Origin of the sequence: Brucella sp. 22210 (assembly GCF_052045675.1) — a bacterium.
Lineage (GTDB): Bacteria > Pseudomonadota > Alphaproteobacteria > Rhizobiales > Rhizobiaceae > Brucella.
Window position 1 is genome coordinate 137117 of sequence record NZ_JBQEPD010000005.1, and the last position, 11564, is coordinate 148680.

An 11564-nucleotide genomic window follows, 5' to 3' on the forward strand; every position below is an offset into this window, starting at 1 on the left:
TCCTTCCGGTTGCCAGCTTTTATTTTTGGAATCAAAGCCATGTGCGCAAAATCTGTTCTTCCGCTCGCGGTTACTATCGGCGACCCGTCCGGCGTTGGCGCGGATATTGCGCTGGCCGTCTGGCTCAAGCGGGATGAACTATCCCTGCCGCCCTTCATGTTGCTGGCAGATCCCGCACAATTGGAAGCGCGCGCGCGGCTTCTCAATTTCGACGTTCAGATTGAGGCAGTTGCAGATGCCACCGCATCGCGGAGCGTTTTTGCGCGTGCATTGCCTGTCTTGCCGCTCATCAACAGGCACACAGAAAGCCCCGGCAAACCGCTGGCGGAGAACGCAGCCGGTACAGTTGAAGCAATTGAACGCGCCGTCGCTCTCACGCTCGCTAGCGAGACGTCCGCTGTCGTCACTTGCCCGATTGCGAAGAAGCCGCTTTATGAAGCCGGTTTCCGACATCTGGGACATACGGAATTTCTGGCGGAGCTTGCTAGCCGTCACGTCGGCACCGAAATCACTCCTGTGATGATGCTGGGCGGACCGCAATTGCGCGCAGTGCCGGTGACCATTCACATTCCGCTTGCCGAAGTGCCGCGACAGCTCACGACCGAGAATATTCTTGAAGTGTCGCGCATTACGGCACGCGAACTGCGCGAACGGTTCGGCATTGCCCAGCCGCGTCTGGCGCTTTCCGGCCTCAACCCCCATGCGGGCGAAGGCGGAGCACTCGGCAAGGAAGATGATGACATCATTCGCCCGGCAGTCGAACAGCTGCTGCGCGACGGCATTGATGTGCGCGGCCCCCTGCCCGCCGATACGATGTTTCACCGTCAAGCGCGGGCTGCTTACGATGCTGCAATCTGCATGTATCACGATCAGGCGCTGATTCCGGCCAAGGCGCTGGCGTTCGACGAAACCGTCAATGTGACGCTCGGCCTACCCTTTATCCGCACCTCGCCGGACCATGGCACAGCGTTCGACATTGCAGGTCAGGGCATTGCGCGACCGGACAGCCTGATTGCGGCGATCCGGCTTGCCCACGAGCTTGCAGAAAATACAACAGGTACCAAGGCATGAGCATCGACAACCTGCCCCCGCTTCGCGAAGTCATCGAACGGCATGATCTGATGCCGAAGAAGTCGCTCGGGCAGAATTTTCTGTTCGATCTCAATTTGACGTCCAAGATCGCCCGGCAGGCAGGTGACCTTAAAGACCAGCCCGTCATCGAGGTTGGCCCCGGCCCCGGCGGGCTGACCCGCGCCCTTCTGGCGCAAGACGCCTATGTAACAGCAATCGAGCGCGACGAACGCTGCCTTGAGGCACTGGCGGAGATTGAAGCGCATTATCCAAGCCGCCTGCGGATTATTTCCGGTGATGCGCTGGAGCAGGATTTCAAGACACTGTTTCCCGATGGGCCGAAGCCACGGATCGTCGCCAATCTGCCCTATAATGTCGGCACGCAATTGCTGCTGAACTGGCTTCTGTCTGAGCCATGGCCGCCCTTCTATTCCTCCATGACGCTGATGTTCCAGCGCGAAGTGGCGGAACGCATCGTGGCAGCGCCTGACAGCGATCATTATGGCCGTCTCGGCGTGCTTGCAGGCTGGCGGACAAAATCGAGAATTGCTTTCGACGTGCCCCCGCAGGCCTTTACGCCGCCGCCGAAAGTCATGTCATCGGTGGTTCATATCGTACCGTTGGAAAATCCGCTGCCCTGCAACGCGGCAGCGCTCGGTCAGGTGACTCAGGCTGCTTTCGGCCAAAGGCGGAAAATGCTGCGCCAAAGCCTGAAGCCAATCGGCGGCGCTACCCTGCTTGAAAAGACCGGCATTGACGGAACCCGCCGCGCCGAAACGCTGAGCGTCGAGGAATTTGTCGCTCTGGCGAATGCCTATCGTCCGTAATCTGTCTAACTAATGGCGGCCGTAGCCCCCACCAGCTGGGCCGGCCCCCTGATGGCCACCGAGCCGGTCATGCGATTCAGCTTTATCCTTGGCGTCTGAGCCATCTTTCAGGATAGGCAGCGCCATTTCATCGACGATCTGACCGACATGGTCGATTTCCTCGCGGAAACTCGACAGTGACGAACCGGAGAGCTTTTCACCGGCATTGAGGCGCGCGGTCAGCGGATCGACATACTGATCACCGACCTTCAGCTCGTAATAGAGATGCGGGCCTGTCGAATAACCGGTTGAGCCGACATAGGCTATGACTTCGCCCTGCTTCACATGCTGGCCGATGCGTAGCCCCGACTTGGCGGAAGAAAGATGGGCATAGGTGGTGCTGTATCCGCCCTGATGGCGAATACGGACATATTTGCCATATCCCTTTTCGGACGAAATCACCTCGACCACACCATCGCCCGCAGCCACGATCGGTGAGCCGATCGGCGCGTCGTAATCGACCCCGTTGTGGTGCTTGCGGACATGCAAAACCGGGTGGATACGCCAGCCGAAACCGTCATTGAGACGTCCATTCGGCAAAGGCTTGTGCATCAGATATTTGGTCATCGAGGAGCCATCCTCGTTGAAGTAATCTGTAGCTCCGCCCGCACCCTCATGGCGGTAGAGGCGCTTGCTTTTGCCATTCGTGGTAAATTCCACGAATACCAGCTCGGGGTCCGTCTCCGAACTTTTCCTGAAAAGCAGGTCGATCAGATCGGGAGAGTTGGCGCCCTTCTCCAGCACGACGCCGTTCTGATCGGCGAGCTTCTCGACATCGCGCACGATATCGCGCGGTGCACCAGCCTGAACCAGCCTCGTTTCGATGCTGCCATCACTGCTGACAGCCGGAGCCGACGGATGATAAGCGCTCAGCATCGCATCGCGGGACAGACGCGCGAACAGGCGCTCATTACCGGTGGCGTGAAACACACCATCATCCGCTCGTCCATAGACGGCCTTGTTGGCATTGCCGTGGTTGAAGCGGGCAAGCGAAACATGAGCGGCGGCATCGCTGCCGTCTTTCTTATCAACCAGCAATTCCAGATTGTCACCGGGCAACAGCTCGGTACGGGCCAGTGCTTCTTCAAGCCTTTGACTGTCTTCAGCCGCAATACCGGCTGCTTGCAGAAGCGCTTCTATGCGTTCCCGCGATTGCGGGGCAACGATGATTTCGTGCACATCCGCCTTCTCGTGGACTGCGGGCTTGGCAAGGCTGACATTGACCGGAACGCCTCGCTCCAGCTCGGATAGCGACTGCGTCGGTTCGCCCACGCCAACAGATTTCATCGCCATTGTCGATGCGTCCATTGCATCGTCGATGGCGGGTCGTCTGGTGTCGTGGCCTTTCACGTCCAGCACCACATGCTGGTAGGTGTAGAGGCGCGGATCGCCATCCTCGACGCCTTCCGCAATATCGATACGACGCGACACACGATGGCTCATATCGTTGTTCACAGCAGGTACAAGCCGCGCGTCTTTGGCGGCGGCATGATGCTGGCGAACCAAAGCTGTCGGGTTGGTGAAGGCTGGCTGTGCGGCATGGCCGTGGCGTACCAGCCCGCCGGTAGCCAGTACCAAACCGCCACCTGCAATGACTGTGGCAGAGGCAAGCGCCAGACAGAAACGCAGATGCGTGCGCAAGGAAAAACGAACCCAGCGCACCGGCCCGAGGCTACGGTGCGAGAGTGGTTCCGTCTTCAAATTTGCGCCGGCGGATGCGAAACTTGACCCAGATGGGGCCGTTGCCGCAACCGCACGCTTGCGATGGGAGTATCCTGCCCTGGGGGCCATTCCGACAATTCTCTAGGTTCTTTATAAATATTGGCGGAAATGATGCTGACACAGCGGCTAAAATAAGACCTCCGGCGGGTTATCCACCGGAGGTGAATCACAAATTATTTACGATTTACCTATCAGGCGCGTGCCCGATTGCGACGATGCTGCGAAAGTGTCGACCAGGTGTAGAGCGCGAGCCCTGCCCAAATCAGCACGAAAGCGGCAAGCTGCACGGTCGAAAACGGCTCGTTGAAGATGAAAATCGCAAAGAAAAACAACATGGTGGGCGTCATATACTGCATCAGCCCGAGCGTTGTGTAGCGCAGCAGCTTAGCGCCGCCCGCGTAGAGGATCAGCGGGATGGCGGTGAACGGCCCGGCAAGCATCAGAAGCCAGACATTCGAAACCGGCCCGGCAAAGAAATGACCCTGCCCTTGCGAACTCAGGAAGGCCAGATAAGCGAGCGCGGGAACGCACAGGATCAGCACTTCAAGCGTGAAGCCCTGCAAAGGCGGCATCGGCAGTGACTTGCGGAAGAACCCGTAGAGACCGAAGGTCAGCGGTAAAGCCAGCGATACCCATGGCAAGCCACCGGCATTGAAGGTGAGCAGCAAAACCGCAGCCGCAGCAAAGCCAACAGCAATATACTGGACTTTGCTCAACCTCTCGCCGAGGAAAAGACCACCGAGCACCACATTGAACAGCGGATTGATATAATAGCCGAGTGCGGCTCCCATGACCTGATCATGCGCGACTGCCCAGACATAGATTGTCCAGTTGATCGTGATCAGTGCTGCAGTCAGCCCCGCCATCGCAAGCATGCGTGGCTGGCGAACAGCATAGAGGATATCCTTGAACTGCCCCAGCGCCACCAGCAACAACAGTGCCACCGGCACCGACCAGATGACGCGGTGAGACACGACTTCCATGGCGGGAATATGGGCTACTGCTTTCAGATAAAACGGCAGCGCGCCCCAAAGCGCATAAGCGCCGAACGCCATGAGAAAACCTTTGGCCCCATCCGAAAGACGGGCATCGGACAAGGTCTGGTCGGTCATTGTCTCTCTCCGCTCGAAAGCACAGCCGCTTTTTGAGTAAATCGCATAGCAGATGGCTTGATCAGCCACTGCTATGCGCTTCTCAACTCATAAAATCCATTCAATTAAAATGATTGAAGCATCAATCCTGGTGAATGATGCGTCTTATTCCGCAGCGGCGAGCCCGGCCATGGAGCGGTTTTTCATGAGCTTGAAATTCACAGAATCCATCAAAGCCTGAAACGATGCATCGATGATATTGTCCGAAACCCCGACCGTACGCCAGCGGGCACCGGTCGCATCACCGGACTCGATCAGCACGCGGGTGATAGCCGCCGTACCGCCATTGAGGATACGCACCTTGAAATCCACCAGTTCAAGATCTTCGATTTCCGCCTGAAAGCGGCCGAGATCCTTGCGCAGTGCAATATCGAGCGCGTTGACAGGGCCGTGGCCTTCGGCAACGGACATGCGCACTTCGCCATCGACTTCCACCTTGACCACCGCTTCCGACACCGTCTTCAGCATGCCATTGGCATCGAACCGGCGTTCAACGAGGCACCGGAACGAGTCGACCTTGAAGAATTCCGGCTGCGGATTGAGCATGTTGCGCGCCAGAAGCTCAAAGCTCGCATCCGCACCCTCATAGGCATAGCCCTCGGCCTCGCGCTCTTTCACCAGCGTAATCAACGTATCGAGGCGCACATCATCCTTGGCAACGCGAATACCGCGACGCTCCAGTTCAGCGATAAAATTCGACTTGCCGCCCTGATCCGAAACCATGACGCGACGGCTGTTGCCGACCGTTTCCGGCGGCACATGTTCATAGGTCTGCGGTTCCTTGAGCAAGGCCGAGGCGTGAATGCCCGCTTTCGTGGCAAAAGCCGATGTGCCGGTATAAGGCGCCTGTTCGGTCGGCGGACGGTTCAAAATGTCGTCGAAGGCGCGCGAGATGCGGGTGATTGCCTTCAGCGAAGCCGGCTTGATACCCAGTTCGAAACGCTCGGACCAATAGGGCTTGAGCAGCAGTGTCGGGATCAGCGAAACCAGATTGGCATTGCCGCAGCGCTCGCCAATACCGTTCAGCGTGCCTTGCACATGCCGCACGCCGGCATCAATGGCGGCGAGTGAAACCGCAACAGCCTGTTCGGTATCGTTATGGGCGTGGATGCCAAGGCTCTCGCCGGGCACTATGGCTTTCACCGCATTGACGATTTCAGCAATCTCATGCGGCTGCGTGCCGCCATTGGTGTCACACAGAACAACCCAGCGCGCGCCTGCGGTGTAAGCCGCCTTGGCGCATTCCAGCGCATAATCGGGATTTGCCTTGTAGCCGTCGAAGAAGTGCTCGCAATCGACCAGCGCTTCGCGACCGGCCATGCGCGAAGCCGTCACCGAAGCGGTGATCGATTCCAGATTTTCCTCATTGGTACAGCCAAGAGCCAGACGCACATGATAGTCCCAGCTTTTGGCCACGAAACAGACGGCATCGGCTGACGCCTGCAACAGGCTCGACAGGCCCGGATCGTTCGAAGCGGAAATACCGGCGCGTTTCGTCATGCCGAAGGCGGTGAACTTGGACCGCGCGGTCTGACGGCGTTGGAAGAACGTCGTATCGGTCGGATTTGCGCCCGGATAACCACCCTCGACATAATCGACGCCCAATTCTTCAAGCAGTGCGACAATCGACTTCTTGTCTTCGACAGAAAAATCAATGCCGGGGGTTTGTTGTCCGTCCCGCAAGGTCGTGTCGTAGATGTAGATGCGTTCGCGTGCCATAAGTGCCTGCCTGTCGGTGGGTCTGCTGTTGGTCCAACGTTACCGTTGCGGCCAATTATCTGTGTCGTAGTCGGGATGCTGGTAGGAGATCATCGTTCTGACGAATTCGATGCTCTCCGGATCGCGTTCGGTTGCATAGCCGGGAAGATCTGCAAGTCCGCTCACATAGGGAAGCTGCTTCTCGATCCCCCATTGAACCGTTGGCTCCACTTCCTCCGGCGCGTCGAACGCACCGATGGCGAGCGCGACGCCATCGGGCGCTTCATAGGTCAGCGGGGTTCCGCATTCCGGGCAGAACCCGCGCTGAACATGGTTGGAGGAGCGAAAACGCTTCGGCTCGCCACGCGTCCATTCCAGTTTCGCCTCGTCGACGGAAACCAGCGGCGCATAGAAATTGCCGAAGGCCTTCTGGCACATGCGACAATGACAGATGGAAGCCGAGCCCAACGCGCCGTCAATGCGGAAGCGCACCGCGCCGCATTGGCAGCCACCGGTATAAATCGGCTTGTTATCGAGCGTCATGCCGTCCTCCCTTATCAACGACCGCTGCTTAAATCGTCGTCAGCCTACCACATCCCACGTCGTCATGCGTTCGCCGGTGGCAGGATCCTTGCCGTCCTTGAGCTGCACGCCTTCAGAGAGAAGCGCATCGCGGATGCGATCGGCTTCCGCAAAGTTCTTCTCCTTGATGAAGCGCAGGCGTTCCACAATGCGGGCCTCGATGGCATCCGTATCGACATTCGCCCTGGCAAAGACCGGCACATCCTCAGCCGTCACGAAGTAAGGATCGAGCAGGCCCATCAGCGCCATGCCCTCGCCCAGCGTCGCAATATCCTTGTTCTTGAACGCCTTGCGCAACGCGGTAATCGCAACCCAGCTGTTCAGATCGTCGGACAGGGCTTCCGTCACTTCACCAATTGCCGACAGCTTTTCCGGCACGACGAACTTGGCGTCGCGCAGCAGGCCATACCAGCGGCGCAGTTCGTCAGACGATTCCGCCAGACGTTGTGCCGTCCAGTTGATCGGCTCGCGATAATGGGTTTGCAGCATCGACAGACGCGCAGCCAGACCGACCCAACGGTCACGGGCTGCGTTGTCGTCCCACTCACCCAACTGCGGCAAGCCTTCATTCAGCACGTCACGAATGGTGATGAAATTGCCGAGCGATTTCGACATTTTCTGCCCTTCAACTTGCAGGAAGCCGTTATGCATCCAGATATTGGCCATCCGCTCGGTGCCGAATGCGCAGCAGGACTGCGCGATTTCGTTCTCGTGGTGCGGGAAGACCAGATCAATGCCGCCGCCGTGAATATCGAAGCGGTTCTTTTCCGGATCATCGCATTTCAGTCCGCCGCCAAACGGCTCCAGAAGCTTGGCCATCGACATGGCCGAGCATTCGATGTGCCAGCCCGGACGGCCAAGCGTCTCGATGCCTGACGGCGACGGCCAGCCCGGCTCACCTTTCTTCGAAGGCTTCCACAGCACGAAATCCATCTCGTCGCGCTTGTAGGATGCAACGTCGACACGCGCACCCGCCAGCATTTCGTCCAGCGAACGGCGCGCCAGCGCGCCATAGCGCGGGCCGCCAAATGTCTTGACGCGCTCGTTCATGGCAGAGGGCGAAAACAGCACATGGTCTTCCGCCACATAGGCGACGCCAATGGCGACCAGACGGTCGATCATCGCACGCATCTCGTCCAAATGCTCGGTCGCACGCGGCTGAAAGCTCGGCGCGAGATTGCCCAGTGCCGTCACATCGGCCTGAAACTGCGCGTTGGTGCTTTCCGTCACGCGGCGGATGGCCTCGTTGAAGGCCAAATCCGGATAATCGCGGACGGCGCGCGCATTGATCTTGTCGTCAACGTCGGTGATGTTGCGCGCATAGGTGACGTGTTCGGCACCGTAAACCTCGCGCAAAAGCCGGAACAGAATGTCGAAAACGATGACCGGGCGTGCATTGCCGATATGGGCAAAATCATAGACGGTGGGTCCACAGACATACATGCGCACATTGTCGGCATCGATGGGGGAAAAATCCTCCTTCGTGCGGGTCAGCGTATTGTAAAGACGCAATTGCGGCGCATCAGCCATTGTAACCATTCCCCAAAATAACCAGCAAAATCCAAGTGAATTCAGTGCACGACGGATCGCAGCCATCTGGCCGGGGCGTTATCATCCTGTTTTATGGAAGGGAGACGAAAACGGCCGGGCCAGCAGGCTGCTAGCCAATAATGATCGCACAAATACAAATGTTCGTGGTCGGCGTTTTCATGGTTGCACTTATCCCTATCCCGTGAACCACAGTCAAGCGCTTTTGCTTGTTACCGATTATTTTGCCGGGAAGCTTCAACCTACTCCATAGCATCCGCCAAAATGTTGCATTTCTGCAACCCGGACAATCCTTGACGGGCATTAACCGGAATACCGCAAAACCGGCCCCAAACAGCCTTCATTCAGTCTCAATCCATCACAAAATAGTGAGCATGGATTGCTTAGGCCTAACCGGAGATCGGTTGGTTTCGAAAGCATTCGAAACTGGACGCTTCGGGGAAAGGAAGTAAAAATGTCTAAGAGTGAACTGCAACCGCGTCAGGACCGACTGGTCGACAAGTATCGTGAAATTGGCCCCGCAGCGCTCGTCGCCGCCTTGATGACGGCCGCAAAGCGCAGCAGCGCAGGCCGCAACGACAATCGTCGTCATTCGATTCTGGCCGCCAAAAAATTCGCCAAGTAAGCGGTATCAACCGGTACAAATCGCGCATGCGGTCAGAACATTGAAAGCTGACCGCCGGAACCGTCATCCGGTTCGGTTTTACCCTTGCGCTTTTGTGGCGTTGTATGCGCTTCAACCGTTTCTTCAACGCACAATTGCAGGTCTGGCGTGGCGTTGCTCACCTTGTTGACCTTGTCCGAGACGGGTATCGCCTCAAAAAAATCCTCCTGCACCGGTCGCATGATGTCGGCCACTTCGCGCGGCAAGTAACGCTTGCAGTTCAGCCAGCGCGCAAAGTCCTCCGGATGTACCACCACCGGCATGCGCTCGTGAATCGGACGCAGCAGCGCATTGGCGCTTGTCGTCAATATGCCGCCCGTATCGATCTGCGATCCGTCAGAACTACTCCAGGTTTCAATCAGTGCGCCAAAGGCCACCACACCGCCATTGCGCGGGCGCACCCAATAGGCTTGCGCCTTGTTCTTCCCCTCGCGACGCCATTCATAAAAGCCTGAAGCCGGAACCAGCGCGCGTCGATGGTTCAGCGCAGCGCGAAACGAGTTCTTTTCGGCGGCTGTTTCCGAACGGATGTTGAACATCATGGGCCAGTCATTCGGGTCTTTCACCCAGGACGGCACAAAACCCCAGCGCACCAGCGTACCTACCCGGTCCGGGCGGTTACTGCCTACAGGCGGAGTCTCCCCGGCCACAATGGTGAGGATCGGCTGGGTCGGGGCGATGTTATAGCGAGGAGGAAAGTCCTCCGAGATCATGGCAGCCAGAAAAGTCTCGATTTCTTCCCGGCTTGCCGTCAATGAAAAGCGTCCGCACATGACAGCCATGTTCAGGTTTTTGTGCGGGCGGTCAAGACCGGTTTACGATTGCCAAATCGCTGCAAGCCGATCATAGCTATTTCATGCCTACGATCCCCGTCATTCCCGTTCCGCTTCATGTTCATGGCGTTTCGCTGATCTGCCGCCGCGAAAGCCGCTTTCTGCTGGTTGAGCGCGGGAAGGAGCCATGGAAGGGCTGGTTGGCTTTTCCGGGCGGGGGCATCGAAACAGGCGAAACGCCGGAACAGGCTGCCATTCGTGAGCTGAAGGAAGAAACCGCGCTGGACGTCAGCGCCCTCTCCCATGTCATCACCGTGGATTTGGCGCTGGAAGGCAAGGCTTATGAAAAGAGCTATTTCCTCTCCGTCTTTCGCGCGCTGGATATTTCAGGGCGCGAACAACCCGGCGATGACGCTGCGGCGATCCACTGGCTGACGATTGAGGAAATGGTGCAAGCGCGCGTGACGGACAGCACGCTGGACGTTGCCCGCTCTGTCGCGGAAAGCGAAGATGCCTTGGGATATTAAACCTATTGGCGATTAAACCTATTTGACAATCTGCCTTGAAGCAGCCCCTATTTCACGCAACAAGTGCATTTCATGTGAGAGGGTTTCCGATTGAAAGGCATGAAACTGTTCCGGTTCGCATTGTTCATGTGGGCAGGCGCAGCCAATCCGGCTTTTGCGCAGGATGCGCCTTATGAGGGCAAGATGTTGCGGCTTGCCGAGGTTCTTGGTTCGCTGCACTATTTGCGCAACCTATGCGGAGAAGCAGGCAGCGAATGGCGCGACCGCATGGATGCGATTATCGCCGCCGAGAAGCCATCGGAAGGCGAAAGGGTGAGGATCGTTTCGAGCTTCAACCACGGATATCGCGTCTTCAGCGACAACTATACCCGCTGCACCCCTTCCGCACTTGCGGCGATAGACCGCTACATGAAGGAAGGCGAAGGCTTGTCGAACGAGATCATCTCGCGCTATGGAAATTAACCAATCATTCACTCTTGTGCGGATTGCGGACAATAGTCTCGTTCAAATCCGTTATAATCTGTTAACACTGTCTTAAGAAGGCGGGCAGGCCGCAAATGGATCGAGCTCCCGGAACACGGTGAGACATCCGCAAAACGGCAGAAAGGCGAAAGCCAGGATGAAGTCTATGGAACATGCACCGACCGATCTGGACGAGATGATCGCACGCGAGAAGAAACTCGTGGCAATCGAATATCAGAACGAGGCCTGGGCGGACGGTATTTCCGAAGGCATCGAGCCTGAAATTCTCGCAGAAGCCGCGTTCACAACGGCGCTGACGGAACTTATCCGTGAGGCTGGTGACGATTGCGCGCTTGAGCTGCTCGAAAAGATGCGCGAACAGATCGAAGCTGGCGCCTTCCTTCCTGCACGGATTCTGCAATAGAGCGGTTCCTATTTTAACGGAATCGTCGGAACCGCTCTATCCAATTGTTTTCACGCATTATCCTACGCAAAACCGT

12 protein-coding genes are annotated in these 11564 nt (G+C 57.5%); 6 read left to right on the forward strand and 6 right to left on the reverse strand.

What is annotated here, in order from left to right; genetic code table 11:
* Positions 1-39 precede the first annotated feature (39 nt).
* On the forward strand, positions 40-1071 hold the full coding sequence (gene pdxA / locus ACTJKP_RS09220) for a 4-hydroxythreonine-4-phosphate dehydrogenase PdxA (protein WP_440630413.1): 1032 nt from the start codon (positions 40-42) through the stop codon (positions 1069-1071).
* Positions 1068-1898: a 16S rRNA (adenine(1518)-N(6)/adenine(1519)-N(6))-dimethyltransferase RsmA gene (gene rsmA, locus ACTJKP_RS09225; RefSeq protein WP_440630414.1), complete on the forward strand. Its 831-nt coding sequence runs from the start codon at positions 1068-1070 to the stop codon at positions 1896-1898. The genes pdxA and rsmA overlap by 4 nt, the downstream gene beginning before the upstream one ends.
* A gap of 9 nt (positions 1899-1907) precedes the next feature.
* On the opposite strand, the gene ACTJKP_RS09230 is transcribed toward rsmA, so the two are convergent.
* The 5 genes from ACTJKP_RS09230 to cysS form a co-directional block, all read right to left on the reverse strand.
* Positions 1908-3728 (reverse strand): M23 family metallopeptidase, encoded by a 1821-nt coding sequence (locus ACTJKP_RS09230; RefSeq protein ID WP_440630415.1) that lies wholly within the window; start codon positions 3726-3728, stop codon positions 1908-1910.
* Between the two features lie 122 nt (positions 3729-3850).
* Positions 3851-4771 carry an EamA family transporter RarD gene (rarD, locus tag ACTJKP_RS09235; protein WP_440630416.1) on the reverse strand — a complete coding sequence of 307 codons (921 nt, stop codon included), beginning with the start codon at positions 4769-4771 and terminating at the stop codon, positions 3851-3853.
* Positions 4772-4915: 144 nt separating this feature from the next.
* Positions 4916-6529: a citramalate synthase gene (cimA, locus tag ACTJKP_RS09240; protein WP_440630417.1), complete on the reverse strand. Its 1614-nt coding sequence runs from the start codon at positions 6527-6529 to the stop codon at positions 4916-4918.
* A 39-nt stretch (positions 6530-6568) separates the two neighbouring features.
* The gene (locus tag ACTJKP_RS09245; protein WP_138785801.1) at positions 6569-7051 is read right to left on the reverse strand and encodes a GFA family protein; all 483 of its coding nucleotides are present in this window, start codon (positions 7049-7051) and stop codon (positions 6569-6571) included.
* Positions 7052-7090: 39 nt separating this feature from the next.
* A complete protein-coding gene (cysS, locus tag ACTJKP_RS09250) occupies positions 7091-8620 on the reverse strand; it encodes a cysteine--tRNA ligase (RefSeq protein WP_440630418.1) in 1530 nt (509 codons plus the stop codon).
* Positions 8621-9092: 472 nt separating this feature from the next.
* Between cysS and ACTJKP_RS09255 the strand changes: the two genes are divergently transcribed.
* Positions 9093-9263, forward strand: a complete 171-nt coding sequence (locus tag ACTJKP_RS09255) for a hydrolase (RefSeq protein ID WP_113533980.1) — start codon at positions 9093-9095, stop codon at positions 9261-9263.
* A 32-nt stretch (positions 9264-9295) separates the two neighbouring features.
* On the opposite strand, the gene ACTJKP_RS09260 is transcribed toward ACTJKP_RS09255, so the two are convergent.
* Entirely contained in the window at positions 9296-10075 is a 780-nt protein-coding gene (locus tag ACTJKP_RS09260; protein ID WP_440630495.1) for an SOS response-associated peptidase, read from the reverse strand.
* Between the two features lie 83 nt (positions 10076-10158).
* Between ACTJKP_RS09260 and ACTJKP_RS09265 the strand changes: the two genes are divergently transcribed.
* The 3 genes from ACTJKP_RS09265 to ACTJKP_RS09275 all read left to right on the forward strand — a co-directional run bounded on the left by ACTJKP_RS09265 (position 10159) and on the right by ACTJKP_RS09275 (position 11488).
* Positions 10159-10602: an NUDIX hydrolase gene (locus tag ACTJKP_RS09265; RefSeq protein ID WP_440630419.1), complete on the forward strand. Its 444-nt coding sequence runs from the start codon at positions 10159-10161 to the stop codon at positions 10600-10602.
* A 99-nt stretch (positions 10603-10701) separates the two neighbouring features.
* Positions 10702-11064, forward strand: coding sequence for a TIGR02301 family protein (locus tag ACTJKP_RS09270; protein ID WP_318282849.1), 363 nt, complete (start codon positions 10702-10704; stop codon positions 11062-11064).
* 166 nt (positions 11065-11230) lie between these two features.
* Positions 11231-11488, forward strand: coding sequence for a hypothetical protein (locus ACTJKP_RS09275; RefSeq protein ID WP_171058775.1), 258 nt, complete (start codon positions 11231-11233; stop codon positions 11486-11488).
* Positions 11489-11564: the final 76 nt, after the last annotated feature.

Coding starts and splice junctions, on each gene's coding strand:
- pdxA (WP_440630413.1), top strand. CDS start 40: ATGTGCGCAAAATCTGTTCTTCCGCTCGCGGTTACTATCGGCGACCCG.
- rsmA (WP_440630414.1), top strand. CDS start 1,068: ATGAGCATCGACAACCTGCCCCCGCTTCGCGAAGTCATCGAACGGCAT.
- ACTJKP_RS09230 (WP_440630415.1), bottom strand. CDS start 3,728: ATGGCCCCCAGGGCAGGATACTCCCATCGCAAGCGTGCGGTTGCGGCA.
- rarD (WP_440630416.1), bottom strand. CDS start 4,771: ATGACCGACCAGACCTTGTCCGATGCCCGTCTTTCGGATGGGGCCAAA.
- cimA (WP_440630417.1), bottom strand. CDS start 6,529: ATGGCACGCGAACGCATCTACATCTACGACACGACCTTGCGGGACGGA.
- ACTJKP_RS09245 (WP_138785801.1), bottom strand. CDS start 7,051: ATGACGCTCGATAACAAGCCGATTTATACCGGTGGCTGCCAATGCGGC.
- cysS (WP_440630418.1), bottom strand. CDS start 8,620: ATGGCTGATGCGCCGCAATTGCGTCTTTACAATACGCTGACCCGCACG.
- ACTJKP_RS09255 (WP_113533980.1), top strand. CDS start 9,093: ATGTCTAAGAGTGAACTGCAACCGCGTCAGGACCGACTGGTCGACAAG.
- ACTJKP_RS09260 (WP_440630495.1), bottom strand. CDS start 10,075: ATGTGCGGACGCTTTTCATTGACGGCAAGCCGGGAAGAAATCGAGACT.
- ACTJKP_RS09265 (WP_440630419.1), top strand. CDS start 10,159: ATGCCTACGATCCCCGTCATTCCCGTTCCGCTTCATGTTCATGGCGTT.
- ACTJKP_RS09270 (WP_318282849.1), top strand. CDS start 10,702: ATGAAACTGTTCCGGTTCGCATTGTTCATGTGGGCAGGCGCAGCCAAT.
- ACTJKP_RS09275 (WP_171058775.1), top strand. CDS start 11,231: ATGGAACATGCACCGACCGATCTGGACGAGATGATCGCACGCGAGAAG.